29 protein-coding genes are annotated in these 24,413 nt (G+C 62.1%); 13 read left to right on the top strand and 16 right to left on the bottom strand.

The window, feature by feature from the left end; genetic code table 11:
• The first annotated feature begins 10 nt into the window (after nt 1-10).
• Both HMPREF2932_RS00710 and HMPREF2932_RS00715 read left to right on the top strand, forming a co-directional pair.
• Entirely contained in the window at nt 11-604 is a 594-nt protein-coding gene (locus HMPREF2932_RS00710; RefSeq protein WP_371326333.1) for a methylated-DNA--[protein]-cysteine S-methyltransferase, read from the top strand.
• Nucleotides 605-647: 43 nt separating this feature from the next.
• Nucleotides 648-1,265: a DNA-3-methyladenine glycosylase I gene (locus HMPREF2932_RS00715; protein ID WP_080975044.1), complete on the top strand. Its 618-nt coding sequence runs from the start codon at nt 648-650 to the stop codon at nt 1,263-1,265.
• A 12-nt stretch (nt 1,266-1,277) separates the two neighbouring features.
• Here the strand turns inward: HMPREF2932_RS00715 and glpR are convergent, their stop codons facing one another.
• From glpR to HMPREF2932_RS00735, 4 genes are all read right to left on the bottom strand, one after another.
• Nucleotides 1,278-2,528 (bottom strand): divisome protein SepX/GlpR, encoded by a 1,251-nt coding sequence (gene glpR, locus HMPREF2932_RS00720; protein WP_071409383.1) that lies wholly within the window; start codon nt 2,526-2,528, stop codon nt 1,278-1,280.
• A 204-nt stretch (nt 2,529-2,732) separates the two neighbouring features.
• A complete protein-coding gene (locus HMPREF2932_RS00725; protein ID WP_083295504.1) occupies nt 2,733-3,449 on the bottom strand; it encodes a GNAT family N-acetyltransferase in 717 nt (238 codons plus the stop codon).
• A 17-nt stretch (nt 3,450-3,466) separates the two neighbouring features.
• Nucleotides 3,467-4,759 (bottom strand): molybdotransferase-like divisome protein Glp, encoded by a 1,293-nt coding sequence (gene glp, locus HMPREF2932_RS00730; protein WP_071409384.1) that lies wholly within the window; start codon nt 4,757-4,759, stop codon nt 3,467-3,469.
• A gap of 88 nt (nt 4,760-4,847) precedes the next feature.
• The gene (locus HMPREF2932_RS00735) at nt 4,848-5,777 is read right to left on the bottom strand and encodes a UTP--glucose-1-phosphate uridylyltransferase (protein WP_071409385.1); all 930 of its coding nucleotides are present in this window, start codon (nt 5,775-5,777) and stop codon (nt 4,848-4,850) included.
• A gap of 70 nt (nt 5,778-5,847) precedes the next feature.
• Here HMPREF2932_RS00735 and HMPREF2932_RS00740 point away from each other — a divergent pair, with 70 nt between their 5' ends.
• The 3 genes from HMPREF2932_RS00740 to mscL all read left to right on the top strand — a co-directional run bounded on the left by HMPREF2932_RS00740 (nt 5,848) and on the right by mscL (nt 7,933).
• A complete protein-coding gene (locus HMPREF2932_RS00740; protein ID WP_049154209.1) occupies nt 5,848-6,414 on the top strand; it encodes a 5-formyltetrahydrofolate cyclo-ligase in 567 nt (188 codons plus the stop codon).
• A gap of 68 nt (nt 6,415-6,482) precedes the next feature.
• Complete coding sequence (locus tag HMPREF2932_RS00745) at nt 6,483-7,127, top strand: SAF domain-containing protein (RefSeq protein WP_070510403.1); 645 nt, start codon at nt 6,483-6,485, stop codon at nt 7,125-7,127.
• Between the two features lie 377 nt (nt 7,128-7,504).
• Nucleotides 7,505-7,933 carry a large conductance mechanosensitive channel protein MscL gene (mscL, locus tag HMPREF2932_RS00750; protein ID WP_071409386.1) on the top strand — a complete coding sequence of 143 codons (429 nt, stop codon included), beginning with the start codon at nt 7,505-7,507 and terminating at the stop codon, nt 7,931-7,933.
• 91 nt (nt 7,934-8,024) lie between these two features.
• On the opposite strand, the gene HMPREF2932_RS00755 is transcribed toward mscL, so the two are convergent.
• The 7 genes from HMPREF2932_RS00755 to HMPREF2932_RS00785 form a co-directional block, all read right to left on the bottom strand.
• On the bottom strand, nt 8,025-8,291 hold the full coding sequence (locus tag HMPREF2932_RS00755; RefSeq protein ID WP_049154202.1) for a hypothetical protein: 267 nt from the start codon (nt 8,289-8,291) through the stop codon (nt 8,025-8,027).
• Nucleotides 8,291-8,884 carry a MogA/MoaB family molybdenum cofactor biosynthesis protein gene (locus HMPREF2932_RS00760; protein ID WP_046646961.1) on the bottom strand — a complete coding sequence of 198 codons (594 nt, stop codon included), beginning with the start codon at nt 8,882-8,884 and terminating at the stop codon, nt 8,291-8,293. Before HMPREF2932_RS00760 ends, HMPREF2932_RS00755 begins: the two co-directional genes overlap by 1 nt.
• A 110-nt stretch (nt 8,885-8,994) precedes the next feature.
• Nucleotides 8,995-10,542, bottom strand: a complete 1,548-nt coding sequence (locus HMPREF2932_RS00765; protein ID WP_246818595.1) for a S1C family serine protease — start codon at nt 10,540-10,542, stop codon at nt 8,995-8,997.
• A gap of 111 nt (nt 10,543-10,653) precedes the next feature.
• Nucleotides 10,654-12,264, bottom strand: a complete 1,611-nt coding sequence (locus HMPREF2932_RS00770) for a HAMP domain-containing sensor histidine kinase (protein ID WP_049154199.1) — start codon at nt 12,262-12,264, stop codon at nt 10,654-10,656.
• Nucleotides 12,261-12,959, bottom strand: a complete 699-nt coding sequence (locus tag HMPREF2932_RS00775) for a response regulator transcription factor (RefSeq protein ID WP_049154197.1) — start codon at nt 12,957-12,959, stop codon at nt 12,261-12,263. Before HMPREF2932_RS00775 ends, HMPREF2932_RS00770 begins: the two co-directional genes overlap by 4 nt.
• 266 nt (nt 12,960-13,225) lie before the next feature.
• A complete protein-coding gene (gene rpmF, locus HMPREF2932_RS00780; RefSeq protein ID WP_010187615.1) occupies nt 13,226-13,399 on the bottom strand; it encodes a 50S ribosomal protein L32 in 174 nt (57 codons plus the stop codon).
• 15 nt (nt 13,400-13,414) lie between these two features.
• Nucleotides 13,415-13,684: a type B 50S ribosomal protein L31 gene (locus HMPREF2932_RS00785; RefSeq protein ID WP_005530151.1), complete on the bottom strand. Its 270-nt coding sequence runs from the start codon at nt 13,682-13,684 to the stop codon at nt 13,415-13,417.
• A 500-nt stretch (nt 13,685-14,184) separates the two neighbouring features.
• On the opposite strand from HMPREF2932_RS00785, the gene rpmB reads away from it, so the two are divergent.
• From rpmB to HMPREF2932_RS00815, 6 genes are all read left to right on the top strand, one after another.
• A complete protein-coding gene (gene rpmB / locus HMPREF2932_RS00790) occupies nt 14,185-14,421 on the top strand; it encodes a 50S ribosomal protein L28 (RefSeq protein WP_010187623.1) in 237 nt (78 codons plus the stop codon).
• 2 nt (nt 14,422-14,423) lie between these two features.
• Nucleotides 14,424-14,588 (top strand): 50S ribosomal protein L33, encoded by a 165-nt coding sequence (gene rpmG, locus HMPREF2932_RS00795; RefSeq protein WP_010187624.1) that lies wholly within the window; start codon nt 14,424-14,426, stop codon nt 14,586-14,588.
• A 3-nt stretch (nt 14,589-14,591) separates the two neighbouring features.
• On the top strand, nt 14,592-14,897 hold the full coding sequence (rpsN, locus tag HMPREF2932_RS00800; protein ID WP_010187625.1) for a 30S ribosomal protein S14: 306 nt from the start codon (nt 14,592-14,594) through the stop codon (nt 14,895-14,897).
• Between the two features lie 15 nt (nt 14,898-14,912).
• Nucleotides 14,913-15,167, top strand: coding sequence for a 30S ribosomal protein S18 (rpsR, locus tag HMPREF2932_RS00805; RefSeq protein WP_010187626.1), 255 nt, complete (start codon nt 14,913-14,915; stop codon nt 15,165-15,167).
• 218 nt (nt 15,168-15,385) lie between these two features.
• Nucleotides 15,386-16,168: a hypothetical protein gene (locus HMPREF2932_RS00810; protein ID WP_071409388.1), complete on the top strand. Its 783-nt coding sequence runs from the start codon at nt 15,386-15,388 to the stop codon at nt 16,166-16,168.
• Between the two features lie 100 nt (nt 16,169-16,268).
• Nucleotides 16,269-16,985 carry a TetR/AcrR family transcriptional regulator gene (locus tag HMPREF2932_RS00815; RefSeq protein WP_070545568.1) on the top strand — a complete coding sequence of 239 codons (717 nt, stop codon included), beginning with the start codon at nt 16,269-16,271 and terminating at the stop codon, nt 16,983-16,985.
• Here HMPREF2932_RS00815 and HMPREF2932_RS00820 read toward each other — a convergent pair.
• Nucleotides 16,982-17,662 carry a hypothetical protein gene (locus tag HMPREF2932_RS00820; protein ID WP_071409389.1) on the bottom strand — a complete coding sequence of 227 codons (681 nt, stop codon included), beginning with the start codon at nt 17,660-17,662 and terminating at the stop codon, nt 16,982-16,984. The genes HMPREF2932_RS00815 and HMPREF2932_RS00820 overlap by 4 nt on opposite strands.
• Before the next feature lie 138 nt (nt 17,663-17,800).
• A complete protein-coding gene (locus tag HMPREF2932_RS00825; protein ID WP_071409390.1) occupies nt 17,801-19,048 on the bottom strand; it encodes a serine/threonine protein kinase in 1,248 nt (415 codons plus the stop codon).
• Between the two features lie 144 nt (nt 19,049-19,192).
• Here HMPREF2932_RS00825 and HMPREF2932_RS00830 point away from each other — a divergent pair, with 144 nt between their 5' ends.
• Entirely contained in the window at nt 19,193-19,840 is a 648-nt protein-coding gene (locus HMPREF2932_RS00830; RefSeq protein WP_071409391.1) for a hypothetical protein, read from the top strand.
• A 6-nt stretch (nt 19,841-19,846) separates the two neighbouring features.
• On the opposite strand, the gene HMPREF2932_RS00835 is transcribed toward HMPREF2932_RS00830, so the two are convergent.
• Together HMPREF2932_RS00835 and HMPREF2932_RS00840 are read right to left on the bottom strand one after the other, a co-directional pair.
• Entirely contained in the window at nt 19,847-20,713 is an 867-nt protein-coding gene (locus HMPREF2932_RS00835) for a hypothetical protein (protein ID WP_070681906.1), read from the bottom strand.
• Between the two features lie 14 nt (nt 20,714-20,727).
• Nucleotides 20,728-21,609 carry a hypothetical protein gene (locus HMPREF2932_RS00840; protein WP_071409392.1) on the bottom strand — a complete coding sequence of 294 codons (882 nt, stop codon included), beginning with the start codon at nt 21,607-21,609 and terminating at the stop codon, nt 20,728-20,730.
• 225 nt (nt 21,610-21,834) lie between these two features.
• On the opposite strand from HMPREF2932_RS00840, the gene HMPREF2932_RS00845 reads away from it, so the two are divergent.
• Entirely contained in the window at nt 21,835-22,653 is an 819-nt protein-coding gene (locus HMPREF2932_RS00845; RefSeq protein ID WP_071409393.1) for a flagellar basal body-associated FliL family protein, read from the top strand.
• A 222-nt stretch (nt 22,654-22,875) separates the two neighbouring features.
• On the opposite strand, the gene purH is transcribed toward HMPREF2932_RS00845, so the two are convergent.
• Complete coding sequence (gene purH / locus HMPREF2932_RS00850; RefSeq protein WP_071409394.1) at nt 22,876-24,408, bottom strand: bifunctional phosphoribosylaminoimidazolecarboxamide formyltransferase/IMP cyclohydrolase; 1,533 nt, start codon at nt 24,406-24,408, stop codon at nt 22,876-22,878.
• Between the last annotated feature and the right edge of the window lie 5 nt (nt 24,409-24,413).

A 24,413-nucleotide genomic window follows, 5' to 3' on the forward strand; every position in this document is an offset into this window, starting at 1 on the left:
ACTACCCTGGATGACCACCTCCCTCCGAAAGGACTCCCCTCCTACCATGCACATGTGGACCTCGCTGGACACTCCGCTCGGCCGTCTTCTCCTTGTCTCCTCTAAGCGGGGTTTGTCACGGGTGTGTTTCCCCGGTGAATCCCCGGATCTCAGCGGTCTGCAGCGCCTCCCCGATGGCCCTACCAGCGCCCGACACCACAGTTTTGCGGACGCTGGTGTTGCGGGAGCTAGTGTTGCGGGGGCCGACGCTCTCGTCGCCGCTGCCCAGCAGATCACCGAATACTTTGCGGGCACGCGTAGGGACTTTGAGCTGCTTCTCGACGTCCCCGCATCCCCACACACCTTCCGCGACCGCGCGCAACGTGCGCTGCGCGATATCCCATTCGGTGAGCGCTGGACCTATTCGCGCCTCGCTGCTGCCGCCGGTAGTGCGCAGGCCGCCCGCGTTGCTGGAAGCGCCTGTGCTACGAACCCGCTTCCCATCGTGGTGCCGTGCCACCGCGTCGTTCCTGCAAGCGGCAGCCTCGGTTCCTATCGTGGGGGCACAGCCGCGAAGCAGATGCTGTTGGAGCATGAGGCCACGCTCTGCGGCACGAGGCCGTGAGAGCCGTGGGAACCGATGAGCGGATTCTGCAGTCTAAAAAGGCATGACTAGTACACAGATGGCAAACGATACGAGACTTGTTTATGACTCCGCGGGGCTTGGCCGCCCCGCCTGGGCAATGACCTCCCCGCTTCTCCAGGAGTATTACGACACCGAATGGGGTATGCCCGTCCATGAGGAATCCGCCCTACTGGAACGCCTCTGCCTGGAAGGTTTCCAGGCCGGGTTGAGCTGGGAACTAGTGCTGCGCAAGCGCGAAGCCTTCCGCGCTGCCTTTGTGGGCTTTGATGCAGACCTACTGGCCAGCTTCGGGGAGGAAGAAGTCGAGCGCCTCATGAACAATGCGGGGATCATCCGCAACCGCTTGAAAATCAACGCGGTGCTTAACAACGCGAAGGCCACGGTGGCCTTGCGGGAGACAGGCGGGCTCGATGAATTCATCTGGAGCTTCCTGCCCGCTGACACGATTGCGCCGGAAAGCGAAGAGGATATTCCAAAATACACGCAAGAAGCCTTGGACATGTCCAAGGCTTTGAAGAAGGCCGGCTTCAAATTCGTCGGCCCAGTGACGTGTTTCTCCCTGATGACGGCCATCGGGATGGTTGACGCCCACCTAGTAGGCTCCCATCGCCGCGGCACATCCGGCATCTGGCCGGCCTAGGGGCCGGGTGGATTAACCAACTCGGCGGGCTGCTAGGTCATCGCGGCGCTGGCGTGGAGAAGGATGGGGACCGTCGAAGCCACCGTCGCTATCGCCCTCCGAGTAGACGGGCAGGTAGTCAAAGTCCGGGCTTTCATCATCGATTTCCAGGATGAGCGCGCCCGGGCGGCGCAGGTTGGGTGGCAGTGACTCGGCGGGGTTCTCCGCATTACGCACACCCAAACGGGCGCGGCGCAGGTGGTAGACGCGGCGGCGCAGCAGCTCCCGCTCGCGGCGCACCTGGGCGCGCAGGGCCACCAGGTAAACCATGGTCATAACGCCGGCAATACCCGCCAGCCACCACGTCCAGCTTCCCACAACAATACCCAGGCACACCGTAGCTACCACTGCTACCGCCAAGCCGATGAGCGTGCGCTGGCGGCGCTGATAACGCGTGGCGGAGGCTTCCTTTTCCTTCACCGGATCCCAACCGCCGCGGCCTAGGCGGCGCTGGGCGAAGGCCAGTTCCTCGGCGGACAACTCGGTATCGCTTCCGCCCATTTCCTCGTCCTCAGTCTCAGCAGCAACAAGGTCCCCGCCCTGCGGGACGGCGTCCGAACCTTCCTCTGCGCCTTCGACATCAGTGCTCTCCGCTTCAACCGCTGCTTCATCGGCGCTGTTCACATCCGCCGCTGCCGGTGCTTCCTTCACCGCGTCGATGGCACCCGGATACATCAGATCAACCGGCGAAGTATAGGTCTCGTCGAAGTCATAGGCATCCTCGGCCACGCCGGCGTTGGCAGGAGCCGTGAATACCTCCGCGGCATCCGCCTCAACGTTCTCAGCCTCCTGCTCCGACCCATGATCATCCTCGGCAGCGTCGTCGGAATCGTCCTCGAGCTCGAAGTCCGTCTCGGCGTCCTCAGCTTCTACGACTTCGCCATCAATCGTGTCCGCCACTACGGATTCGGCAGCGCTCTTTCCTTCGCCATCGCCCTGGAGCGACTCCGCGGTATCAGCAACCCCCTCGGCCTCAACCAGCTCATACTCGGCTTCCTCATCGCTGGCCTCCGCTGCTGCCGGGGCGTGCGGGCGGATGTCCTCCTTGCCCAGGCGCGGTTTACGGCGGCCCGGCACGGAGCCGGAATCTCCTTCGAAGAGCACGCGGGTCTCTTCAAAGGCCTCACCTGTGTGGCTCATCGGACGCTGCGAGCGCAAAAGCAACGGAGCGAGGATGAAGAGCCACAGCACGATTACGAGAATGATCGGCACGGCAGTCATCATGTGGCTGAGTCCCACTTTCAGGGGTCGACGAAAAAAGGGAATATAACTAGGCCCCTACTCTAGCTGCCCAACCCCGCCCCGTGGGCACCAACGAACCCCTAAATTACAAGGTTGTTACTCAAGTGAAAGCAGAGGTAGTTGACCTAAACAATCCCCGGTCTAACACGGGCTTAGCACCTGCTAAGCCAACAGCTAAGCCACCTGCTACGCCCCCGCGATTCGTCCCGCCGCACGGAGGCGCTCCACCGCCCCAGAGGCAAAATCCTCGCGATTAAGAGCCAAAAAGTGATGGTCCCGCCACGCGCCGTCGATATGCAGGTTGCGGCGCAGGAACCCTTCATCGCGGAACCCGTTGCTGTGCAGCACCTTGCCTGAAGCGGGGTTCTCCGGCAGATAGGTCGCCGTCACACGATGCAGCCCCACACGATAAAAGGCATGGTCCACGCCAAGAGCACAGGCAGCAGTAGCCACGCCCGCACCGTGCACCGCGGAATGCACCCAATAGCCAATCCAGCATTCGCTGACCCCTCCATGCTGGATATTTCCTAAGGTCAATTGCCCACAGAAGTGGCCATCAACCTCAATGACCAGCGGCACCACTGTCCCGGCCCGGGCCGAGTCACGCAGAAACATCAGGTGATTCCACCAAGCCGACTGGGAGTGCGCCGCATCCCACTCCGTCGGCAGCGTCGGCTCCACCGGTTTGAGGAAATCCCTATCCTCGATGCGCTGCCGTCGCCACGCCGCACCGTCCCTCCGCAACAGCGGGCGCAAACGTAGCGTCGCCCCGCGCGGGAAGACACGAGACTCCCGCAGCCGTACCGCGGGTGTAGCTTCTGGCCAGCCCGGATGATCGGGGTTGACCCCACCGGTGGCGGGAGTAGAAAAGCGCCCCGCGGCGGTACCAAAAGGATCAAGCATGACGTGTGTGCCGGCGGCTAGCTGCGCTGGGTCAGGAACAGGACGTCCACCACGTCCCCGGGACGGATCTCTGTCACTTCCTCCGGAATGCGGATCATCGCGTTCGCTTCCGAGAGCCCTGCGAGCAGGTGCGCCGGCGCACCCGCCGCACCGCCCAGTCCTTCCACCAGATAGTCGGAGGTTTCGGCATCCCGCATGAGCCGGGCGCGGATGTAGCCGCGGCGTCCCGGGCGGGATTCCATGTGGTTGAGCACGCGTGCGCGCACCACGCGGCGTTGGCCGCTGCGCTTGCCCAGGGAGAGACGGATCAGCGGGCGCACAAAGACCTCAAAGATAACCAGCGCGGACACCGGGTTCGAGGGCAGCAGGAAGGTCGGGATGCGCTCCTCCCCCAACAGACCGAAACCCTGGACCGATCCTGGGTGCATGGCTACGCGTGAGGTATCTACATCTCCCAACTCATCAAGGACCTCGCGGATTTCTTCCGAACCCGCGCCACCCACGGCACCGGAGATCACCAGCACCTCGCTGCGCGCCAAGTAGGTTTCCAAAGCCTCGCGCACGCGACGCGGCTCGCCGGCGGCGATGCCGACGCGGTGCACGTCCGCGCCGGCCTCCTTCGCGGCCGCTGCAAGCGAATAAGAGTTCACGTCGAAGACTTGACCCAGGCCGGGCTCGCGGTCGACGTCGACAAGCTCCTTGCCAAAGGACACGATGGTCACGCGCGGGCGGGGGTACGCCAGCACCTTCGAACGCCCCACTGCCGCGAGCAGGCCAATCTGCGCTGGGCCCAAGATGGTACCGGAGGATACGGCAACATCCCCGGGCTGAATATCATCGCCCACGCGGCGCACGAAGTCCCCTGAGCGCACCGGGCGGTGCGAGGTCACGCGCTTGCGGCCACGGTCGGTCCACTCGAGGGGAAGGACGGCGTCGGCAAGCGTCGGCAGAGGCGCGCCCGTGTACACGCGCACCGCTTGCTTGGGCTGCAAACGCAAAGGCTGGCGTGACCCTGCAGGAACCTCCCCCACTACAGGCAGGGAACGCTCAATCTCCGTCTCCGTGGCGGGTGCATACGCATCCTCAACGTCGTGGCGGGAGCGTGCCTTGAGGGCTTTTTCTCCCCCGACGTCCACGGCGCGCACGGCATAGCCATCAATGGCTGCTTGCGGAAACCCCGGGAGCGGCTGGTTTGCCTGCACCTCCTCCGCGCACTTGAGACCTAGGGCATTCGCGATGGCGATGCGTACCGGCTCGGGAGTCATCGCTGCATCAAGAATGAACGCCATCTGGTCATCGACCGAACGCATGTACCGCCTGCCTTTACTCTGGGGTATGTGGGGCCTAAAGGGATGGAAGTTACTGGAGTAGAGCTTAGCGCGCTAGGCGTGCGAAGGCTTAGCCCTTCAGCCCCTTTTCTTCTTCGTAGTCCTCCACAATCTTCTTGATCGCCTTGTAGAGTGCAGGACCGTACTTCTCATCACGCAGACCAAAGTCAACGTTGGCCGGGATGTACCCACCCGGGTTGCCCAGGTCGTGGCGCTTGCCCTGGTGAACTACGACGTGAACGGGGTGGCCTTCCTTAATGAGGAGTTCAATGGCATCGGTCAGCTGCAGCTCCCCGCCCTTTCCTGGCTTAATACGGCGAAGGGCATCAAAAATCTTCCTGTCGAGCAAGTAGCGCCCAGTGGCCACGAGGTTCGAAGGCGCATCGTCCGGATCCGGCTTCTCCACCATGCCCACAACCTTCTTCACGCCCGGTGCATTGGTGTCCTCGACGTCGAAGACGCCGTAGTTATAGGTCTCTTCGCGTGACACCTCGAAGGCGCACAGCACGCTGCCGCCCAGGGCGGCGCGAACCCGGGCCATCTCGCCCATGACGGTGGCCGGCAGGACAATGTCATCCGGCAGCATGACGGCGAAGAATTCTTCGTCATCCTCCAACACGGATTCCGCCAAGCCCACCGCGTGGCCCAGGCCCAGCGGTTTTTCCTGCTCCACGGAAATCGGGTGGATCAACTGAGCAGCACTCTTGACCTTGGCCACTTGCTCGTCTTTGCCGCGGGCGTCGAGGGTCTCGACGAGATCGGGGAACTCATCGAAGTGCCGCATCACTTCCTGCTTGTTCGGCGCGGTAATCACCGCAAGGCGCTGGGCGCCCACGGATGCGGCCTCTTCCGCAATGAGTTCAATACCCGGCGTATCAACGACGGGGAGCAGCTCCTTCGGTACGGTCTTGGTGGCGGGCAAGAAGCGGGTGCCCATGCCAGCAGCGGGAACAACGACCGTAGCGATCCCGGTGTGGGAATCCTCGTGTGCAATAGCCATAAGTTCCACTTTACAATGCGCCCTTCCCGCTCCCGTGCTGCGCTACGCCGTCCCGCTATGATTGACAACCATGACGACCTCCCCCAAGGACGCCTTAAGATCCTCACTCCTGAACGCTCGGCGCGAGCGCAGCGCCGAGCAGCGCGCTGATGACAACGCCGCGTGGTGCGCCGGTGTGGGTGAATTACTCACTCCTGCGATGCGTGTTGCCGCCTACCACCCCCTGGGCACAGAGCCGGGTGGCCCCGACTTCGTGGAGACCGTGTCCGCACTCTGCAAGGAGGTCTACCTTCCCATTTCAGGCAAAAACGGTGAGCTCTTGTGGACGCTGTATGGCGGGCCGGAGGCCATGCGCCCAGGGGCATTAGGGATTGCAGAGCCCGTCGGGCAGCGCCATAGCAGCGAAATCCTGGCGCACCTCGACCTCATCTTGGCGCCCGCAATGGCGGTGAGCGAGTCAGGCATGCGCCTCGGAAAAGGCGCCGGCTACTACGACCGCGCACTCACCCCGCTTCCCACTGGGAACCCGCCTGTCGTGGCTCTCGTCCACTCCAGCGAGGTCCGGGACGTCCCCTTCGAGGAACACGACCGTCCCGTCGATGGCATCCTCACCGAGCGCGGGATGCGCTGGCTTTAATCGGCCCCTTCTCAGATTCCATGCCGCCGCCTGGGAACCGCGCGGGTCGGAGCGCAGTCTAAAAAGGTATGGACTTTCTTCACGTTCTGCGCACCCCCGGGCATCGCCGCAGCGTTCTTCTGCGCCGCGTAACGGCCGCAGTCTTGCTCGTGGCCGCGGCGGCCAGCGCGCTCGCTTCTACCCGTGAGCAGCCGCGCGTGGTGGTCATGGCCCGGGACGTCGCCGCCGGGGAGACGCTGGCACTTGGCGATGTCTCCGTGGCCCGCGTCCCCTCCTCCGCTCTCCCCGCCACGGCGTTGGGGAGCAACCCGGAAGATGCGGTGGGGCGAGTTCTGGTGGCGGCGGCCAGCGCCGGCGAAATACTTACCACCACCCGGCTGCTCAGTTCGGACCTCATCGCAGACTTCGGGATGGAAGACGGCCACCTTATCCCACTCACGCTCGCCGAGCCAGACGTTGCCCGCAACCTCCATCACGGCGATACGGTCAATATTGTCGGTGCCCTCGACGGTGGTGACGACGCTTCCCTCCCCGCCCGCGGTTCAACGATTGCCCGTGGCGCACGCGTCGTGTCGGTGGGTGCCGGCGGAGAGGATGCCCGCACGCACACACTCCTCGTTGCGCTACCAGCCGAAGCAGCCGAAGCTGTGGCAGCCGCGTCACTGGCACAACCGCTCACGGTTGTCATTGTGGGCGATCGCGCCCACAGCTAGCTTGACCTGTGAGAATCGCCGCATTTATGTAAAAAGGTTGTTAGAGAATGTTGCCGTGACACGAAAACTCTGCCTACTATAGGCACATCCACTCAGGCGCTTTATGCTCTTGCAGTCTCGCGACTGCCGCGCGACCCCGCGGCACCACCTGCAGGATGGCGCACAAAAGTGGCTTTCGCTATTCCAGTATTTCCACATGCTTCGTCTTACGTTGGCGCCCCTGCGCATCTAGGGCCTCTCTCAGAGAGCATTATGGCTCTATGCCTGCTTTTCTCCGATTTTTCCGAACAGCGCGCCTACGCACAGTGCGGACTACTCAGTAGCAGACACTTAAGACACACGAAGCACCTACCCCCGTAGATAGGACAACCACCACCATGCTCAAGGGCTTTAAAGATTTCATCCTGCGCGGCAACGTCATCGAGTTGGCCGTAGCGGTCATCATCGGTGCCGCCTTCACCGCGATCGTCACCTCCATCACCGATCACATCATCCAGCCGCTGATTAACTCCCTCGGCTCCCCAGACTTTGGTGGCCTGGGCTTCGCAATTACCGATAGCCCGGAGACCTTCCTGGACTTCGGTGCAGTCATCACCGCCCTTATCAATTTCCTCATCGTTGCCGCTGTCATCTACTTCGTCATCGTTGCTCCGATCAACGCCGTCACCGAGCGCGCTAAGCGCCGCCAGGGCGTTGACCCGGAGGAGCCGGCTCCGACCACCGAGCAGCTGCTCGGCGAGATCCGCGACCTGCTCGCTGCTGAAAACGGTGGCACCACCACCAACAAGCCTGACTCCAGCATCTAAGCCAGCAGCCCCAAGCCTAAAAATCCCGCAGAACCGGCATTTCGCCGAAGTTCTGCGGGATTTTCTTTTGCCTCCGCCCGCTGCTCACGCACTACTGCGTGGTGCCAAAATGCGGCGGCATGTTCTCGCGGTAGAAGGCCTCTCCCGTGGCCTCGTCCTCGCTGTCACCACCGGGGCCGCCTGCGTCCACCTCAAAGCTCACGGTGCGCAGCTCATCGGCCCCTGCGGCGGAAGAAGAGCCAGCAGCCCCAGACATTGGCCCGTGAGGAACATCGAAGCTGCGATCGTAATTCTCGGCCGTCGACGGACGCTTCACGCGACGGCGCGCCCGCGGGGTACGCGGTGTGGAATCAGCCATTAGACGCTGGACTTCTGCAGCTGATCGACGAGGTGGTGCACCAAGGGGGTCAGCGTAGCCATGCCATCACGTACCGCCGCGCGGGAAGATGCGACGTTGACGATCACCGTTGAACCAGACACTCCCGAAATGCCGCGGGATGTGCACGCATCCACCGCACCGCATGCTTGGCCGGAGGAGCGCAGGGCCTGGGCCACGCCAGGGACCATTTGGTCCAGCACCGCGCGAGTCGCCTCTGGGGTCTTATCGCGCGGGCCAACGCCCGTGCCACCAATCGTGAGGACCAAGTCAACGCCCCCAACCACGCCGGTTTCAATCGCCTGCCGGATCTTGGACTTCTTGGAACGAACGATCACTGCGCCGTCGACGGTGAAATCAGCTTCAGCCAACAGTTCGCCCGCCAAGCGCGACGTGTCCTGCGCTGCATCATCTGGGTGGTCGGTGACGATCACGACGAGCGCGCGGCGCGGTGCTTGCACACTTTGTTCTTGTTCGCTCGCGATGAGGAAAGCGTCATCTGGTTCGGTGACATCATCGAGTTCGCGTGAGGCATCGCGCCCCAGCAACTCAGTTGCGTCGGTGTTTTCTGCCACGGAGGTTCTCCTTAAAGGTAGGGGCGGAATCTTCCGGTAGTGGTTTCTTCACAAGGTCTCAGGGTGCGGTGTTCGTGCGGCGCTCACGCACCGCCCAAGTATTTGTTAACTTACTCGCTTGCCAGAGTTACCTCTACCTTTCTCACATCTTCGCTGTCTCGGCTCCGTACCTCCAAGGTCACGGTCGCGCCGAACTCCTGGGAACGGGTTGCCGCGATGAGGGCATCAGAGCTTTCAATAAGCCGATCGTTGACGCGGGTGACCACGTCACCAGACTTGAGCCCCGCCTTATCGGCTGGGCTATCGCGTTCGACATCGACGATCTCCGCACCAAGGGTGTCGCTTTGCGCGCGGACCTTAACGCCCAAGGTTGGGTGCTTGACCTTGCCATTGTTGATGAGCTCATCGGCCATCCGCTTGGCAAAGTTGGAGGGAATAGCGAATCCCAGACCGATGGAACCGCCCTCGGAATTCGAGCCACCCGATAGCGAGGCGATCATCGAGTTCATTCCAATGATGTTGCCTTCCATGTCCACCAAGGGGCCACCGGAGTTGCCGGGGTTGACGGCGGCGTCGGTCTGGATGGCGTCGATCAGCGAGGACTCCCCACCTTCCTGCGAAGCACGGACGGGACGGTTCTTGGCCGAGACAATTCCGGAAGTCACCGTAGCGTTGAGTCCCAGCGGGGAACCGACGGCAACGACCTCTTGCCCCACCGCGGCAGCGTCCGAATCACCGAACTGCAGGAAGGGAAGCTCGTTAACGTCATCAATCTTGATGACAGCAACGTCCGTGGTCGCATCCGAGGCCACAAACGTGGCGCTATGGCGGGAACCATCATTCATGGTCACTTCCAAGCGCCCGCCTTGATCCGCGCCGGCGACGACGTGGTGATTGGTCAACACGTAGCCGTCCGGGGAAATAATCGAGCCCGAGCCCTCGGCACCGCCGGAGCGGGTAATGGAGTAAATGGATACCACTGCTGGAAGTACCTTCGATGCCACGTCCTCGACGGAGCCGTCGGCAGGCTCTTTACCGGTGCTGTTGGCCACCGGCTGGCGCTCCAAGACCTCATTGACCGTCGAGGTGGAGGACTTGTCCTTGCCCACCGTTCCGACCACCACGCCGGTAACACCGCCGGCAGCGATGAAGGCTACGAGCATCATGGACAGCGCGGTGCCCAGGCCGACCTTGCGCTTGGCCTTAGGCTCATCGCTCGGTTCCACGACCCGTACGCCTGCCCCCTCTTGGCCGCCGAAGAACTGGTTCTGATTACCAGCATGCGCCGCAGTGTAGCGCTGACCGGCATAAGGCTGTGTTCCCTCCTGCGAGTGCTGCCCTGCCGAAGGCTGCTGTGCTGCCAAACGCTGCTGACCTTGTTGACCGAATCCATAATTCGAACCGCCATACGGCGCCTGCGCCCCGTAAGGCGCCTGGGAAGGCTGGTTGCCAAAAGAAGAAGCCTGGGCTCCCTGCCCCGCCTGGCTTCCGTAGGGCGACTGTCCGCCTTGCCTCGATGTATCCGACCGCGGCTGATTCCAGCCATTCGATTCACTTCCCGCAGAAGGTACCTCGCCTCGCTGCTGTGATTGTCCCCGTCCGTCAAAGTTCTGCGGGCTATCCATGGGGTTATCCATGTTCGAATTCCTCATATTCATGTCAGGTAGTGTGCACCATCGCGCTGGCGCGTATCTGATACTAATCTGCCAGTGTGCTACGAGAAGCTGGACGTTTCCTGTGCGCCTTGAGCTGGGGTGATCCCTGGCACACTAGCCCTGATTGAACCACCGCTCCGCAAAGATATGGCCGCGGTCGTTGCGCTCTTTCGGTTGGCTGACCGCGGGGTCGTGTAGCTGCCCCGCTGACTGCTGCTCAGCGGAGAGTTCGGACTGGAAATCGTAGGGCAAGTCTTCCAGCCCGTCCACCAAGGCATCACCTTCGGTGGGGTGCCCGGGCAGGATAACCTCCATGCGCGTTCCGCCGTCCGCGGAATCCTTGATGGTGATCTCTCCATTGTGCCTCTCCACCACGGATTTCACGATTGCTAGGCCCAATCCTGATCCCGGCATGGCACGGGCTTCAGCAGAACGGTAGAAGCGCTCAAATACCTTGTCCCGTTCCTCCGGAGCGATGCCGGGGCCAGAATCGTCAACGCGCAGGCGCACCTTGTCAGGGGCGATTTGCCGCATGGACACGCGCACGGTCCCCGTCGGCGGGGACCACTTCGCAGCATTGTCCATAAGGTTGAGGGTGGCACGGCCCAGCGCAAAAGGATCGCCGTCGATCATCCACGGGATAAACCGCACGCGGAAGTCCACGTCAGGACGGCGGCGCTTGGCGCGGTTGAGCGAATTCTCCAACACTTCGTGCAGCTCAACGGGCTCCGGCTCCTTCTCAGTGGCGTCCTCGCGCGCTAGGTCAACCAAGTCACCGATCAGGGTGGCCAATTCCGACATCTGCGCCATTACGTCATCTTCGAGGTCGCGCCGGTCTTCCTCACTGATGCCAAACCCGCCACCGGACTTATTGAGCATCATGAGAAGCTCAATGTTCGTCCGCATGGACGTCAGCGGGGTCTTAAGCTCGTGGCCGGCATCAGCCACAAACTGTGATTGCTGCACGCGCGCGTGCTGCAGGGCGGAAAGCATTCGGTTAAAGGACACAGTAAGTTGTGCCATTTCATCGTTGCTCTCCACGGCAATCGGCCGCAGGTCATTGGTCTGCGTCACGTAATCAGCAGCCCGCTTGAGGCGAGCGATCGGCTCCATGCCGGTCTTGGACACCACCATTCCCGCGAAGACGGAAAGCAGCACGCCAAAGGCCACGATAATCAGCAGCGCGGAGCCCACCGCGGACACAATCTCCTCCGTGGGACCAAGGTCCTTGGCCAGGACTACCGTGGCGCCACCTTCCTGGGACTTGGCCAGCACGCGCTCACCACCCAGGGTGCGGATGGAGCTTTCCATGGTGTCCCCGTCCGGTTTAAAGTCCCCACCCACCGGCAAGGCGTCACCATAGGAAAAGGTAGCTGCTGGCGGAGAGATAGAGACCCGAGTCGAAGGATTGTAGAGCTTAAAAGAAGCGATCTCCTGATCGATATTCTCCACGAAGCGCGGATCCTGTGCCTGCTCCATCAGCACGTCCGCTTGCTGCATGATTTGCTTGTCGACGCTCGCCGTCATCGACGCCGCAACCAACCAGTAGGTCACCAACGTCATCACTGCCACCGAGACAGCGACAACGACACCAGTAACCAAAGAAAGGCGCCACCGAAGCGGCGCCCGCGAAGCCCAGCCGCGACGACCTGACAGGCCCAACCACGCCGTGGAATCTAGGTCTTCAGAAGGCACCGCGTCGGGCGCGGGCCTCCGCAAAATCACGCGATAGCCTCCCTCATGACATAGCCGACGCCACGCACGGTGTGGATAAGTCGCGGCTCGCCATCTTCTTCGGTCTTCTTACGCAGGTAGCCGATGTACACCTCGAGAGCGTTGCCTGAGGTAGGGAAATCATAGCCCCATACTTCTTCCAGGATGGTGTTGCGGGAGAGCACCTTGCGCGGGTTCTCCATGAGCAAGCGCAACAAGGCGAATTCGGTGCGCGTCAGGGAAATCTGACGGTCGCCACGAGTGACTTCACGCGTATCGGCATCGAGCTTGAGGTCCTCAAAACTCAGCTGGGTTTCAACGGGCTGCTGCTTGCTGATCGACTCCGCAGCAGCACGACGGACCAGGGAACGAACACGAGCCAAAAGCTCTTCAAGAGCGAAAGGCTTGGGCAGGTAATCGTCGGCACCCGCATCGAGCCCTGCAACGCGGTCAGACACGCCATCACGAGCCGTGAGCACGAGGATTGGACGGTCCCAACCCTCACTGCGCAAGGTTCGGCAGACTTCCAAGCCGTCCATGTTCGGCATCATCACATCGAGGATGAGCAGTCCTGGGTTCTCCCTGTGGACCATCTCGACAGCCTCTACGCCATCGGCGGCCAACATTACGTCGTAGCCATTAAACTTCAAGGAGCGGCGAAGCGATTCGCGTACGGCCTGCTCGTCATCCACGACAAGAATCTTCATGTTTCCAATTATGTCCTATCTAAGGCGCATTCACGAAGTGGGCCTAGTTCTTTCGCCCCCTTAAATCACCCCTTAAGATTTTATTCACCCCACTACCCGTGGCATCAGCGAACGCCCAGACAAGAAAGGCACCGCAGCCGAGCACTGCAGCCTCGAGAATGAGTCACTGCAGCGGGCAACTAGGCCAACACAAATGCCCCGAGGGATTCACTCAGAAAGGGTGAATCCCTCGGGGCAGAATTCGCAGCCTTGAGGCTTAGAAAGCCTTAGAACTGCTCCACGTCGACCAGGCCGAGCTTGGCGGCCTTCACCAGACGGCGCGGGATGCGCACGGTCTGGCCGTCGATGGTGACTTCCTGGAGGGCGACGTTGTCAGCCTTCCACTGGGAACGGCGAGAGTGGGTGTTCGCGCGGGACTTCTTAAACTTAGGAGTTGCCATCTTTTCCTATCCTCCTTACGCGTTCTTCTTCTTGCGGCGAGCCATTGCACCGAAGCGCTGGTTGAACTTCTCAACGCGGCCAGCGGTATCCATAACGCGCTGGGCACCGGTCCAGAACGGGTGGGACTCAGCGGTGACGTCAACGACGATGAGCGGGTACTCGTTGCCGTCTTCCCACTCAACGGTGCGATCGGAGGTAGCGGTGGACTTGGTCAGGAAGGAGTGGCCGGTACCGGCATCCTTGAAGACCACCGGGTGGTAATCCGGGTGGATATCTTTCTTCATATGTCGATTCCCTCAGGGTTGAACTACGGGTCGGTTCCTTCCGCAACACATCTCCGGCGTGGAAGGAAGTGTGAAAGGATCGTGCCCGAGTTGGGTCTCTATACTTACAAACTGTGCGGCTCGTGCCGACAACTTGACATATCCTACAGGCCACCAGCATTAAAACCGAAATCGCTCTGGCCGCCACCGCCGCGCTACGCCGGACAAAATCCACAACCACACCCGTCACCTGCCTCTTCGGCAGGAACGCGCCATAGATCAGGTATAGATCAGAGGTATCCAAACCCGCCCGCATGCCGGCGGTGATTAGGTTCTGCAGGCTGTGGCATGTAAGATTTCCCCTTGCTGTTGTCAAAGTAATCGTTTTACGCCCTCATCAACTGGTGTTCAACGGATTAAGCCTCCTGCTCAACCTCACTTTTTCGAGCGCCGCGCCTCACCGCGGAAATAGGCACTCCGTTAGTCGCTTTCGATGTGGGCGGCTAGGAGAAAGAAGACCCATGTCGGCTATTTGCCAGGTAACGGGCCGCAAGCCGGAATTCGGCAAGCAGGTCTCACACTCGCACCGCCGCACCTCGCGCCGTTGGAACCCCAACGTGCAGCGTCGTCGGTACTACCTGCCCTCTGAGGGCCGTACCATCACCCTGACCGTTTCCACCAAGGGCATGAAGATCATCGACCGCGATGGCATCGAGTCCGTCGTGGCTAAGATTCGCGCACGTGGGGAGAAGATCTAAAGATGGCACGTAATGACATCCGTCCAATCATCAAACTGAAGTCCACTGCGGGCACCGGTTACACCTACGTGACCCGTAAGAACAAGCGCAACAACCCGGATCGCATCACCTTGAAGAAGTTCGATCCGATCGTCCGCAAGCACGTCGAATTCCGCGAGGAGCGATAATTTATGGCTAAGAAGTCAAAGATCGCCAAGAACGAGCAGCGCAAGGAAATCGTCGCCCGCTACGCGGAGCGTCGCGCTGAGCTCAAGGCAATCATCAAGAACCCGAACACCCCGGACGAAGAGCGCCTCGAGGCGCAGTTCGAGCTGAACCGTCAGCCGCGCGACGCCGCCCGCGTCCGCGTCCGTAACCGCGACTCCGCTGATGGACGTCCGCGCGGTTACCTCCGCAAGTTCGGTCTGTCCCGTGTCCGTATGCGCGGCATGGCTCACCGTGGTGAGCTGCCGGGCGTTCGCAAGTCCAGCTGGTAAAGGGGTACCCATACAATGGCTGTCAAGCGTAATAACCACAAGAAGTTCCGTATGGAGCAGACCCGCCGCCCGAAGAAGAACCCGCTCAAGGCCGAGGGCATTGAGAAGGTTGACTACAAGGAGATCAAGACCCTGCGTCTGTTCATCTCCGACCGCGGCAAGATCCGCTCCCGTCGCGTCACCGGTCTGACCCCGCAGCAGCAGCGTCAGGTTGCTACTGCCGTCAAGAACGCACGCGAAATGGCTCTCCTGCCGTTCACGTCCCGCTAAACACTAGCTGGTTTCAACAGCGCACTTTTGCCGCTGTACTCGTGACTCACTAGGACAGGACAAAAGAGCTTTCAGGCCGCCGCCTCCTTCCCCACCTCGGGGTAGGCAGGCGGCGGTCGTCGTTTTCGCGGTTAGGGCGGTTGCTCTGCCGCCCCACAAATTCCCAGTGCTACATTGAAGAGCTAGAAAGCCCCTGACGGAAAGGCAACTAACACCTGATGCCGCTGCACGAATCCCTTACCGATCTCAGCGAACTAGCCGCCCACTGCCACTCCCCCGCCCATGCGCGTGGACTATTGGAAGAAGCCCAGGACCTTCTGCGCAATGCCACCGCCCACCGGGCTGACGGGGTCGAGCTTGCGGCGTGGTTTTCCCGCGTGGTCACCGATATTGTTCGCTCCCCAGGCCTTGCTAGCCCTGTGCGGCTGACAGGCGCTGCCGCCCGCGGGGATCTTCTCCCTTCACTTCCCATCACCTGGCTGGGCGCCGACGAGCAGCTGGAGCAGGTCATCATCGAGGCTGGCTTGCCCTGCGGCGCAGTCGCGGAATGCGCCTCAACTCGCGCTGATGCCGGCCTGCCGCTGGGCACCGGCGGCGAGGAGGAACTCTATGCCGAGGCTGTATCGCAGCGGCCAGCGCCCCTCAAGCTCGTGGACGGGCTGCCGGACCGCTCCGCCGAGGTGTCCATTCGCCGTTCCCTACTCGCCCCCGTTTCGGCCATAGCCCGCTGGGCAGCGCCGGCTCCTCGACCCACCCCTGACCGCCTTGCCATTGGCGTGGAGCGCGAATTGCTCACCTCGGCCGAGGCAGAAGGCCTGAGCCTGGCGTGGGGCACGGGCGTCGCGCTGGAATTGGGGCGGTGGTACGAGGGCGTCGACAAGCACAGCGTTATTCTCGAAGACCTTCCGCCATTGGACCGCACCGCCTACGGCTCGGCGTGCCGCACAGTCTCCGCTGCCGTCGAATCCATAATGATCCGGCAGGGTAATGTGGTTAGCTGAAGTCAAAGCTACGCTTTGACGAACGCCGTTCGCGGCGGGGTGTACGATTACTGACTTGCCGTCAGTTATTGCATAAGTTTTATCGAAGGGAGTCCGCCTCATGGCAGGTAGCGTTGGCAGGCCAAGGAAGAATAGCCCACGCCGCCGGGGAAACACCGCGCGCGAGGAAATCCTGGATGCCTCATCCGAGCTCTTCACCACCCAGGGCTTTGCGACAACCTCGACGCACCAGATCGCCGATGCCGTCGGTATCCGGCAGGCATCGCTGTACTATCACTTCCCTTCCAAGACGGATATCTTCCTCACCCTGCTGAATTCCACCATCGAGCCCTCACTCGAGCTCGCGGAGGAGCTCGCGGCCTCGGATGCAGCGCCGGCGCAGCGCCTGTGGTCCCTGGTCGCCGCGGAGTCCCGCCTGCTCTTGACGTCGGCGTGGAACGTGGGCCGCCTGTACCAGCTTCCGGTGGCTAACTCCCCGGAGTTCGGCGAGTACCACGAGCAGCGTGACCGCCTCAAGGATCACTTCCGCACTGCCGCCGCTGGCATTGTTGGTGATGATGACCCGCGCGTCGAGCTTCCTTTCCACATCGCGCTCTCCGTCATTGAGATGCGCCCCAACGATGGCACCGCGCCTTTCGACGCCTCGCAGCGCGTGCCGGAGCAATCCGCCATGCTTGCCGACGCCGCCCTAGCCGTCCTCGGCACCACCCCTCCCGACAACGCCGAAGCCACTACCTTGGAGCTGCTGAAGAACCGCAACGACTCCATTTCGGCAGCCGCCGCTGCCGCGGCCGACCGCAAGAAGACGACGCGCTAACGACCGTGCCGGATGGCGTAATGCGCCAAGAAGGTCTTATACGGTTTATAGGCCTTTTCGCCGTCCGCCCGAAGACTGTCCACGAGGCGATCCATCTTGTGGTTGGTTTTCTTTTCGGTCCAGTCCAGAGCCTCAGCAATCTCGCGCACCGAGGGAATATCGGCATCAGTTGAGCCCGGCTTCTTGAGGTAGCTGGCTAGCTGGCGCAGTAGCTCCTCCTGCTCATCGTTGGGCACATGGCGGGTGCGGGTGCGCTCCTCATCGAGGTCCTGCTCGCGCTTAGTCCGACGCGAGTAGTTCTTGTTTTCGACATCGATGTAGAGCTCATAAGGGCATTCCGGGGTTTCAAACGTAATTCGTGACGGGCCCGGCGGCAGGGCCGCCACCGAGCGCGGGCCGAGATCGATGCGGGAGAATCCCTTAACCCCGCGCAGCTCGATGCGCAGCGGAATGTGGCTGCCTACGTTGCAGATCATCCAGCCTTGACCGCCGTACCACAGTTGGAAAAGCTGACGGTGCAGGGTGAGGTCCCCCTCGCCGACCCGGAAGTCACCAGCGCGGCCGACGACTACTTCCTCGCCTGGTGCCATGACCAGCACGCCGCCGATCAGGTCATCGATGCGCAGCCTGGGCCCCCGGGGCGCGTCGTGCGATGGGAGTGGCTGTTGCTGGCTCATGGACACCTCCGTAGGCGGCTGGACGATTCGCGCACATCGCCTTTCGGCTCGGCGATATGCCTCAACAATGCCCTACAGTGTAGCGGCTCTCACCACAGTACTGCGGGGACAAGCCGCTTGCCCCCAGCCTGTTGGGGACTATGACACGATGGCCCATGTCACCACGAAAATGAGGATGATGACAACAACGGTGACTGTGATGATCAGAGCGTTCTGATTATCCTTTGCGGCTGACTTGGCAGCTCTAGGCTCTGCCGCTGCACGCTTGTGAACGGTAGCCCCCGGTACCGCAGGAGTCACCGGCGTGGAGGGAGATACCGTCCCGGGTGAGGCGACAGGGTTAGCGGGAGCCACAAAACCGGTCGGCATAGCCTGCTCGACAGACCCAAAGGAACCGGCAGGTCGCGGCCAGTATTGCGTCGGCTGCCCAGGGGTTTTTGCCTGCCGTGGCTGCGCGGGTTCCGTCGCCTGGTTGGTGGTGGGCTGGGAACGGGAGACGTCGTCAAGCGCGGCAATGAAATCCCGGGCGCGCGCATAGCGTTGCATGGGCACGCTATCCAGCGCCTTGTTCAGGACAGTCTGCACCTGAGTCACCACCCGTGCGGTGTCCTTCGCCAGGAACGTCGTGAAAGCATCACTAGACAAGTCCGGGATGCGCCGCTGCCCTTCCCACTCACTGCGCGGCATCGTGTCCTTAAGGTGATGCAGCGTGAGCATCTCGAATGCAATAAGCGCTAGCGAGTAGTCATCCGCGCGCGCCGACATATCGTCATCGCCATAGGCATGACCATTATTTTCCGGGGCCAGGTACTTTTCAGTGCCCACGATGTGGCCAACCTTCGTCAGACGGGATTGCCCCTCTTCGATGCTGATCCCGAAATCGCTGAGCACGGCAGGCGGCAGGCTGCCCGGGGTCTTGCGCAACAGGATATTTGCGGGCTTGATATCGCGGTGTACCCACCCGGGATGTAGCTCGTGGTGCATGTAGTCCAGCGCCGAAGCAATCGGCGTGAGGTAGTAGACCACCTCAGCCACGCTAAACCCCCGGCCTTCCTGCGCGCGTTCCCGGATGGCGTGCGCCAGGGTTCCGCCGTCGATGAACGCCATCATCATGACGTCGTCACCGCGCGGCGTGGACTCCTTGGAATAGAACTGGACCACTCCCGGGTGACTGCCAATCTTGGTCAGCGCCTTCATTTCGTTGTTGAAGCGGGCGCGGGAGGCTTCATCGCGGACATCATCCAGCAGCACCTTGACGGCAAGCTCACGAGAAAGATCCGGATCGGTGGCATGGAAGACCTGCCCCATGCCGCCTTCACCCAGCAGGTACACGTTGGTGTACCGCTTCTGCTGGGTCAGCCATTGCACGAAGTAGGAATTAGTCACCGCCCCATTGCACCATATGCACAACCAAGCATGAGGGTGCCATGTCCCATCGCCCCCAAATGGAGGGGACTTCACCGTGGTTCAGTCAGGCATGCGGGAGCCAGTTATGCTACCTGTTGTTCTCTATAGTTTTCCAAGGACCCTATGACCACCCCAGGATTTGGCACTAACCCCTACGAGCACACGAGCCCTGTGCACGGCGGGCCTCAGCAGACCCAGCCCGACCAGCGCAACCTCGTTCCGATCATCTGCGCGATCGCCATCCTTATCGCACTCCTGATTTCCGGTGCCGTGATCTGGAATCACGTCCGCTCCACCGGCCAGGAAACCCCCAGTACCGCCGAATCCTCGGAGCAAGCGCAATCCTCCGCGGAAGAAACCGCACCAGAAGACGACGAAGAAGAGGACACGGAAGGCGCGCCGAGCGAGGAAGCACCAGAGACCTCAGCCAGCCCTGGAGCTGCTGACGTCCCAGAGGGCCTAACCGCGGCCGGCTGGTCCGACTACCCGGAGGCGCGTTGCCAGCAGGGCGAGGACATGGTCTTCGCCGCCGCAGGTTCCGATCCGGTTTCGCACATCGTTATCTGCGAAAAGCAGGACTCGCTCTTCTACCGCGGCGTGTGGTCTAGCGGTGCCGCTTTCGGACCGGCCCGGGGTGAGGGCAGCTCCTATACCGCCTCCATCCTCGACCCCACCAGCGGTGAGGACACCGGTTCCGTACTCACCATCCGCGGCACGGACTATGACATCGATGGCGAGGCCGGGACCTTCGAGGATTACTGGCCGCGCTAGGGGTCCTTAGACCGCGCCTTGCTGACAACCTGCATCGGGCCATTCCACCTCGGCGGCGGCGAGTTGCTTGACTAGGCGCGTGAGCATCTGTTGGGCTTCTCCGTAGTCCCCGGATTCGGCCTTGGCATAGATGGCCACCGCCACCGTGTGCCCGCCCAGTGAGACAAGCCCCATCTGGCGGGCTTCATAGGCCCCGTCCTCGGCTGGACCCCAGCCGCCCTTCATGACTGATCCTTCGAGGGTGCCCAGCCCATACTGCTGTGCGGGATCGGGCTGTCCCATGGCTGCCAGAACGGGGTCAGTGCCCTGCTGACATCCCAGGGCGGCGACAAACTCTGCTTGCTCGGCTACCGGCCACTGCGTTTGGCCAAATGCACTAAAGCCGGGGCGCGGTGGCGTGGCGGGGACAGTAGCCGTGCCGATGATCTCCTGGGTTGCCTGCGCGGCGTGCTCTCCCCCGCCGAGTGCCTCCCAGAGGGAATCGGCCGCGGCATTATCGGAAAAGGTAATCGCCCGCGACACGGTCTCCGGATCGGCCACGCCGGCGCGCTCGGCGGCAATGGCCAGCGGCACCTTCGCTGTGGACCATGCGGACTGCGGGTCTGTGATGCCTGCTGCGGCGACGGTATCTGCGCCGGCCACCGCGATTCCGGTCCCCGGGTTGTCGGCAGCGATGGCTTCGAGGGCTTCGTGGATGTCGGAGGCCTCAATCACGGGTGGCTCCTTTTCGGGGGTGGACTCAGGCAGGGTGGGCTGGGGGCTGCTCGCTGCCGTGGGTTGCTCCGGCGCGGAGACATCGCCGATGGTGCAGGCGCTTAGCGACGCCACCGCAATCCCCGCGATCACCACTCGTGCTGCTGCATGTTTCATCATTGACCGCCTGCGTATTAGAGGATGTACACAACCGCATTGTTGCCACCTTTGCAGGTGACAAATTCACCGTTATCGGAGCAATCCATTGTGTAGTTCTGCTTGGTGGTTGGGCTGAAGGCCTCAATCGTGGCGTCGTACTCATGGGTATCCACCCAGTGCTTGACGTACTCGTCGCGCACAGCGTTGGCGAATGGTTCCGACGTCACCTCAGTGCCGCGGTAGACGCTGTTGAAGTTGCCGCCGGGCTCATTATTCCGCGCGGCGTCGTTCGCCGGAATCGCCCCCGCAGGCAAGTCGGGGTGCTCCGGGCGTTTCTGTGAGGCGGAGCTCGTCGTAGTTTCCTCCGTGGTCTTTTTTGCCTCATCCGCCGCAGAAACCGTCTCTTGGGTGTCGTCGTTGTCCTCGGTGAGCTGCGCCGCGGTGGTCAGGGGTGCATCAGCCTGAGTTCCCGTGCCGCTATTTTTAAAGAAGATAAGGTAGGCCAGCGCGGCGATGACGAGCAGCACCGCCAGGATCAGCACGGCGATGAGCACATACTTTCCGCCGTTGCCGGAACCACGGTGTGCCGGCGCGCTCTCCGGGTAGGCAGTGGAATAGGCAACCGGTTGTTGTTCGTACTGGCCGCCGCCCTGCGCTGCTGACTGGGGCGGGAATTGCTGGGTGGGAAACTGCTGCTGGGCGTAGTTGCCTTGCGCTCCGGATTGGGCGAAGGGGTTGGAGTAGTTGCGCTCACCTTCCTGCGGGAAGGCGGGAGGGTGCACGGGGCGTTCCTGGGTGGGCGGGGCCTCAAAATCCACAGTGTCCGGGTGAGTTTCCTTGCGGGAAGGCTGTGGCTGGCCACCATTTCCTTGCGGGTGCTGGGAGCCGAATCCGTGGTTGCGATCTGAATCAGTCACCGGGGCCTCCGTAGATCTAGACATGTCAAGTGCGCCCTGTGGGCACGTTTCTATCTTTACTATCTTTACACAGCCGCACTGGTGACGGTGGCGTTCGAACGTGGCGGGGAGTACTCCCACGGGAGTGTCCCTCACACCACACAGACGGTGTCACAGAGTTTAGATTGTTAGAGGTACCTCTTTGCTCCACCTTCCTGCGCACGGAAAGGCTGTTATTCTCCCGCCATGACTTTTCCTACCGGCCCTTCGGGCACGCCGCCGCATAACTCCGGCCCTTCCGGCTTCGGTTCCCCCGGGTTTGGCCGCCCCGGCGGTTCTCCCGTTCCACCCGGCCAGCCACAGGCTCGCCCGGGTGGCTTTGGCAACACACCGCCGTTTGGTGGGCAGCCCACTGGCACCCCGGCGCAGCCTTCCTTCGGTGGTGGCGCGCCCACGCCACCGCCCCAACCCCAGCCGCCCCAGTACTCCGCGCCTGCTCCTCCACAAGGCAAGGGGCGCTTCAGCGGCGCTATTGCGGCGCTGATTTCCCTATTCATCGTGCTGACCGTGGTCCTCGGGGTGGGCGCGTGGTTTATCTGGGGCCGCGAGTCCACCGACGATGCGCAGGCCGGTGGCTCCCCTGAGCCGACGACGACCGCCTCGCTCGCGGGAGCTCCAATCACCACGGCCGGGCGTATCGATACCGACTTGGAAGCAGGCGGCGTAGTCATTGCCCGCACGTTCTTCCCGGATTCCTATGTCTCGCAGTCCGGCAGCACCAACATCGCTGACGTGCAGCTGAGCGAAGGACACAGCCAACTTATCGCTGTCTTTGGATTTAGCGATGACCGCGCAAATACGAACGTTGCCAGTGCCACCGTTACCGTCAACGGCGCTGACGGTGCTGAGCTGGCCTCCTTCGAGGTTCCAGCAGAGGAAGCTCTCGAAATGCCCATCAACATCGCAGATCACCAGGATCTGCGCTTTACTTTTACGTATAAGGACGCCAGCGGCAATCCCGCGGACAACACTGGCTTCGCGGTGGCTTCGCTCCACGCGCAGTAGCGCGCACCGCCGGGTCATCACGCCGTGGCGCCGAAGCTGCCCTTGTTGCCAAAGTTATTGCCTCTGACCGCGTGGCGGCGCATAACTTCGTCGTTTAGGGCAGTTGTTGTCCTCGAGGGAAAAGCTTCCGTGCATGCGAAAGCCGCCTCCCCTTCCCGCGCAGTGGTGCGCAGGAATGAAGGAAGCGGCTGTGTGCTGCCCATGGCAGCGCCTTTGCCAGGCTTAGTGGAAGAAGTGGCGAGTGCCGGTGAAGTACATGGTCACGCCAGCCTTCTTGGCGGCCTCGATGACCTCTTCATCGCGGATGGAGCCGCCCGGCTGAACCACGGCCTTGACGCCGGCGTCGAGGAGAACCTCCAGGCCATCGGCAAACGGGAAGAAAGCATCGGAAGCAGCGAAGGAGCCCTCGGTGCGGTTGGCACCGTCGGCCAGCGTGTTAGCACGCTCCACCGCGAGCTTGGCGGAATCGACGCGGTTGACCTGGCCCATGCCCACGCCCACGGTGGCGTTGTCCTTGGCCAGCAAGATGGCGTTGGACTTCACCGCACGAACGGCGCGCCAAGCGAACTCCAGCTGCGCCAGGTCGGACTCATTCAGAGCCTCACCAGCAGCCAGGGTCCAGTTGGCCGGGTTATCGCCCTCTGCCTGGTAGGTATCCGGCTCCTGGGTGAGCATGCCGCCGGAGATGAACTTAACTTCCTCCTTGGGCGCTTCATGCTCTGCCTGCAGCACGCGCAGGTTCTTCTTAGCCTTGAGAACCTCGATGGCGCCTTCCTCGTAGGACGGAGCCACAATAACCTCGGTGAAAATCTCCTTGACCTGCTCGGCCATCTCCACAGTGACCTCGCGGTTCACAGCGATGACTCCGCCGAAGGCGGACATCGGATCGCAGGCGTGGGCCGCGCGGTGAGCAGCCGCGATGGACTCCTCAGACACCGCGATGCCGCACGGGTTGGCGTGCTTGATGATGGCCACGCACGGGCGCTCGTGATCCCAGGCGGCGCGCCAGGCGGCGTCGGCATCCTGGTAGTTGTTGTAGCTCATCTCCTTGCCGTTGAACTGCTTCGCGTTAGCCAAACCAGTGGTACCGATGCGGGTCACGGTTGCCTTCTGGTGAGAGTTCTCGCCGTAGCGCAGCGGGGTGGTCTCCTCGCCCTCGCTGAGCTGATCGACGAACCATGCGGACACCGCGGCGTCGTAATCAGCGGTGTGCAGGAAGGCATCGCGGGCCAGACCACGGCGCTGCTCCAGGGTAAAGCCGCCGTTGGCCACCGCGTCAGCCACCTCACCGTAGCGAGCCGGATCCACAACCACAGCAACAGACGGGTGGTTCTTGGCAGCCGCGCGCACCATGGACGGTCCACCGATATCGATCTGTTCCACGCAGCCATCAAAGTCAGCGCCGGAAGCCACGGTCTCACGGAAGGGGTACAGATTCACCACGACGAGCTGGAACGGATCCACCTCCAGCTCCTCCAGCTGCTTCAGGTGGTCCTCCTTGCGGGTATCCGCCAAGATCCCCGCGTGCACGCGCGGGTGCAAAGTCTTGACTCGACCCTCGAGGCATTCCGGGAAGCCGGTGAGCTTCTCGACGGGCGTGACCTCAATGCCCAAGTCCGCGATCTTCTTCGCGGTGGAACCGGTGGAAACGATCTCCACGCCGGCCTTATCCAGGGACCGGGCAAGGTCCTCCAAACCGGTCTTGTCGTACACGCTGATGAGTGCGCGCTTGATGTTCTTACGATCTTCGCTCATGGTAC

The sequence above is a fragment of the Corynebacterium sp. HMSC074H12 genome (assembly GCF_001813755.1).
In the GTDB taxonomy this organism is placed as follows: Bacteria; Actinomycetota; Actinomycetes; order Mycobacteriales; family Mycobacteriaceae; genus Corynebacterium; species Corynebacterium hiratae.

What these genes read in the sequence shown, in the direction of transcription:
- HMPREF2932_RS00775 (WP_049154197.1), bottom strand. Translation starts at nt 12,959, where the DNA reads ATGAAGATTCTTGTCGTGGATGACGAGCAGGCCGTACGCGAATCGCTT.
- HMPREF2932_RS00710 (WP_371326333.1), top strand. Translation starts at nt 11, where the DNA reads ATGACCACCTCCCTCCGAAAGGACTCCCCTCCTACCATGCACATGTGG.
- HMPREF2932_RS00740 (WP_049154209.1), top strand. Translation starts at nt 5,848, where the DNA reads ATGACGACCTCCCCCAAGGACGCCTTAAGATCCTCACTCCTGAACGCT.
- HMPREF2932_RS00755 (WP_049154202.1), bottom strand. Translation starts at nt 8,291, where the DNA reads ATGGCTGATTCCACACCGCGTACCCCGCGGGCGCGCCGTCGCGTGAAG.
- HMPREF2932_RS00715 (WP_080975044.1), top strand. Translation starts at nt 648, where the DNA reads ATGACTAGTACACAGATGGCAAACGATACGAGACTTGTTTATGACTCC.
- rpmG (WP_010187624.1), top strand. Translation starts at nt 14,424, where the DNA reads ATGGCACGTAATGACATCCGTCCAATCATCAAACTGAAGTCCACTGCG.
- purH (WP_071409394.1), bottom strand. Translation starts at nt 24,408, where the DNA reads ATGAGCGAAGATCGTAAGAACATCAAGCGCGCACTCATCAGCGTGTAC.
- glp (WP_071409384.1), bottom strand. Translation starts at nt 4,759, where the DNA reads ATGCGTTCGGTCGATGACCAGATGGCGTTCATTCTTGATGCAGCGATG.
- HMPREF2932_RS00845 (WP_071409393.1), top strand. Translation starts at nt 21,835, where the DNA reads ATGACTTTTCCTACCGGCCCTTCGGGCACGCCGCCGCATAACTCCGGC.
- HMPREF2932_RS00835 (WP_070681906.1), bottom strand. Translation starts at nt 20,713, where the DNA reads ATGATGAAACATGCAGCAGCACGAGTGGTGATCGCGGGGATTGCGGTG.
- rpmF (WP_010187615.1), bottom strand. Translation starts at nt 13,399, where the DNA reads ATGGCAACTCCTAAGTTTAAGAAGTCCCGCGCGAACACCCACTCTCGC.
- glpR (WP_071409383.1), bottom strand. Translation starts at nt 2,528, where the DNA reads ATGATGACTGCCGTGCCGATCATTCTCGTAATCGTGCTGTGGCTCTTC.
- rpmB (WP_010187623.1), top strand. Translation starts at nt 14,185, where the DNA reads ATGTCGGCTATTTGCCAGGTAACGGGCCGCAAGCCGGAATTCGGCAAG.
- HMPREF2932_RS00735 (WP_071409385.1), bottom strand. Translation starts at nt 5,777, where the DNA reads ATGGCTATTGCACACGAGGATTCCCACACCGGGATCGCTACGGTCGTT.
- mscL (WP_071409386.1), top strand. Translation starts at nt 7,505, where the DNA reads ATGCTCAAGGGCTTTAAAGATTTCATCCTGCGCGGCAACGTCATCGAG.
- HMPREF2932_RS00810 (WP_071409388.1), top strand. Translation starts at nt 15,386, where the DNA reads ATGCCGCTGCACGAATCCCTTACCGATCTCAGCGAACTAGCCGCCCAC.
- HMPREF2932_RS00745 (WP_070510403.1), top strand. Translation starts at nt 6,483, where the DNA reads ATGGACTTTCTTCACGTTCTGCGCACCCCCGGGCATCGCCGCAGCGTT.
- HMPREF2932_RS00785 (WP_005530151.1), bottom strand. Translation starts at nt 13,684, where the DNA reads ATGAAGAAAGATATCCACCCGGATTACCACCCGGTGGTCTTCAAGGAT.
- HMPREF2932_RS00830 (WP_071409391.1), top strand. Translation starts at nt 19,193, where the DNA reads ATGACCACCCCAGGATTTGGCACTAACCCCTACGAGCACACGAGCCCT.
- HMPREF2932_RS00820 (WP_071409389.1), bottom strand. Translation starts at nt 17,662, where the DNA reads ATGAGCCAGCAACAGCCACTCCCATCGCACGACGCGCCCCGGGGGCCC.
- rpsR (WP_010187626.1), top strand. Translation starts at nt 14,913, where the DNA reads ATGGCTGTCAAGCGTAATAACCACAAGAAGTTCCGTATGGAGCAGACC.
- HMPREF2932_RS00815 (WP_070545568.1), top strand. Translation starts at nt 16,269, where the DNA reads ATGGCAGGTAGCGTTGGCAGGCCAAGGAAGAATAGCCCACGCCGCCGG.
- HMPREF2932_RS00765 (WP_246818595.1), bottom strand. Translation starts at nt 10,542, where the DNA reads ATGAATATGAGGAATTCGAACATGGATAACCCCATGGATAGCCCGCAG.
- HMPREF2932_RS00725 (WP_083295504.1), bottom strand. Translation starts at nt 3,449, where the DNA reads ATGCTTGATCCTTTTGGTACCGCCGCGGGGCGCTTTTCTACTCCCGCC.
- rpsN (WP_010187625.1), top strand. Translation starts at nt 14,592, where the DNA reads ATGGCTAAGAAGTCAAAGATCGCCAAGAACGAGCAGCGCAAGGAAATC.